This window comes from Methanoregula sp., from assembly GCF_002835825.1.
Lineage (GTDB): Archaea > Halobacteriota > Methanomicrobia > Methanomicrobiales > Methanospirillaceae > Methanoregula.
In genome coordinates, this window is the sequence record NZ_PIZH01000314.1 from 1 (window position 1) to 2,432 (window position 2,432).

Consider the following 2,432-nt stretch of genomic DNA (forward strand, 5'->3'; position numbering starts at 1 on the left):
ACCCAAAGCCGATAGGCCCCCCGAGCAGTTTCTGTGGCCCCTTCACCATGTGGCCGACCTGCTGGATCTCGGTAAGCGTTGCGGGAGTTCCCCCGAGGTATTTCCCCGGTACGGTGACCCCCGCGATCATGACCAGCAGGTCAGCCTTGTTCACATCGCCGGCCCGGAGCGGCTCTTTTCGCAGCTGGTCGATGGTGAGGTACCGGACCGAATATCCGCGGGATGCGAGCGCACCTGCCACGGTGCGGATGTAGGGCGAAATATAGGGGGGGACACCGAGGCACGCCGGCTCATCCACATACCCGTCGAGGATGAACGCGGTGCGGGTCATGCTGTAATCCCGATCAGGGCAAGGAGCTTCCGTGCCCAGAAGAGCTTTCCGCGTTTTAAGGGGTCAACATCCTTGTCGTCAAGATCGAACCCGGCGAGCGCTATCTGTGCTGCCCCGAGTTCGTGCGCCGCAAAGGCGGCCCGGTCGCCGTCCGTGAAGCCCCCGAAGTTATGCACGTGCGGCAGGGGAGCAGCCTGTGTTGTCCCCACGATCCTGCCCGGGAACCTGGGCACCCAGTGCTTCAGGAGCGGGATGTTATCGCCGTGGGCATGGACCACCACGATCGTTCCCTGCCGGTTCATCCCGATGAGCCGGTCGGTTGCCCCATCGAGGTCCGTGAAGACCGCATCCGGCAGGATACCGGCATCGTCCAGCACTTCCGCGGCGGCATCGGCTGCAAAGACCACGCCGTGGACACTGTCAAGATCCTGTTTCAGGCACGGGGCATTCCCGCAGACCGTCACCTCATTGCCATCCGTTATCGTGACAAGCGAGATGAGATTGTCGCGGTCAAGGAGCGACGCGAGGATGCGGGCCGCCGCCTCGTCTCCTGCCCGGTCGAACCCGAAGTATTCGAGGATCTCGCGGTAGTGGGGTTCCCATTCTGAATAGTGCATAGAGTTCGTCCGGTTCAGCCGGTTTTCTTCATGGGGAGAGACACTCACGGATTGCCGTTCTTCTTCCCCTCGTTCTCAAGGCCGACAAGGGTCCGGAACTTCTGGAGGACCGGCTCGATCACGATCCCGAGGAGTTTCTCCTTATCCTCCACCTTCCCGAAGTAGTTCAGCGGCAGGCTGGCCGCCCCCATGTTCGGGTGACCGCCGGCATCGCCCATGTCCCCGAACGCCTCCGCAAGGGCATTGCCGATGTGGAGCCGGATGTCGCGGTTGCGGGCCGATATGACAATCGCGGAGTCGGTGATCCCGTACACGAGCGCTGTGTTTACACCCTCGAGCGTGATCAGGAGATCGGCTGCCTGCGGGAGGGAGTCGCGGTTCATGACGTAGCCGACGTTCGCAAAGAGGTACCCGCTCTGGACCTTCCTTTCAAAGATCGCTTTGCCCATCACGTCGAGGGTCTCCTGCGACATGGAGGGCGACATGATCTTGTCGAGCAGTTCCGCGTCCGTCAGGGGCAAAAGGAAGCCCGCATAACTCAGGTCCTGCGGGGTGACGTTCCTCTTGAACTCCTTTGTGTCTGTCCGTATACCGTAGAGCAAGGCAGTTGCGACCCGCTTGTCCACGGGGATATCCAGTTCCTGCAGGTACTGGGTCATGATGCTTGCGGTCGCACCGACGCCGGGACGGATATCGATGAAACTGCCCTGGCTTGTCGTGTGATTCCCCTCTTTGTGGTGGTCAATGATGATGTTGATCTTTGTCTCCCGGGGGATGTCATTGTTGGCACCGGGGCCCGAGCAGTCTACGAGGGCAAGGTAGGTGCACTTCGCGAGCGCGTCGGGCGTGAGGCGCTCCATCTTGATGTCCAGCAGGTTGACGAAGGTCCGGTTCTCCTGGTGGCCGATATTGCCTTCGTAGAAGATCCGGGTGGTAAGGGACTTGCTGTTCGCCTTCCTGGCAATCTCGGCAAGGGCCATGGCGGAGGAGATGGCATCCGGATCCGGGTTCTTGTGGGTGATGATCCCAAGCGTCCCCTCCCAGCCGGCGATCATCGTGAAGAGCCGCTGGGCGATCCGGCTCGAATGCTGCTTTTTGATCTGGAGGACCGCGGACCGGGCCACGACCTCCTGCGGGTAGAGGACGACCTCGGCGCCGGCAGCCGTCAGCTTCTGCCCGTTCACCGGATCGGTTGCCCGGGCAACCACCTGGACAGACATGAACCGCTTTTTTATCGCGAGCACGGCAGCAAGGTTCGTGTCGCCATCACCGGTCATGACGAACGCGATCTCGACCGGGGGGAGCCCTGCAAGCATCTCGGACGAGGTGATGTCGCGCTGGTACGCCTCGAACTTCTGGTCTTTAAGGCTCCGGACCCGGGACTCGTCCCGGTCAACAACCATCACCCGTTCATGGTCCTTTGAGAGTTCAAGGATGATGTTGAACCCGTTGGTCCCGCACCCGAAGATCCCGTATTTGACCGG

At 61.3% G+C, this 2,432-nt stretch carries 2 protein-coding genes and 1 pseudogene; all 3 read right to left on the reverse strand.

The annotated features are described in order from the left end of the window. Positions 1-331: pseudogene (locus tag CW742_RS10360) on the reverse strand (radical SAM protein); the annotation flags it as partial. Then, positions 328-948: a 6-hydroxymethylpterin diphosphokinase MptE-like protein gene (locus tag CW742_RS10365; RefSeq protein WP_292420091.1), complete on the reverse strand. Its 621-nt coding sequence runs from the start codon at positions 946-948 to the stop codon at positions 328-330. The pseudogene CW742_RS10360 and the gene CW742_RS10365, both read right to left, overlap by 4 nt. A 44-nt stretch (positions 949-992) precedes the next feature. Continuing rightward, the coding region (locus CW742_RS10370) for a DHH family phosphoesterase (protein ID WP_292420088.1) at positions 993-2,432 on the reverse strand (1,440 nt) is incomplete at its 5' end.

Coding starts and splice junctions, on each gene's coding strand:
- CW742_RS10365 (WP_292420091.1), bottom strand. CDS start 948: ATGCACTATTCAGAATGGGAACCCCACTACCGCGAGATCCTCGAATAC.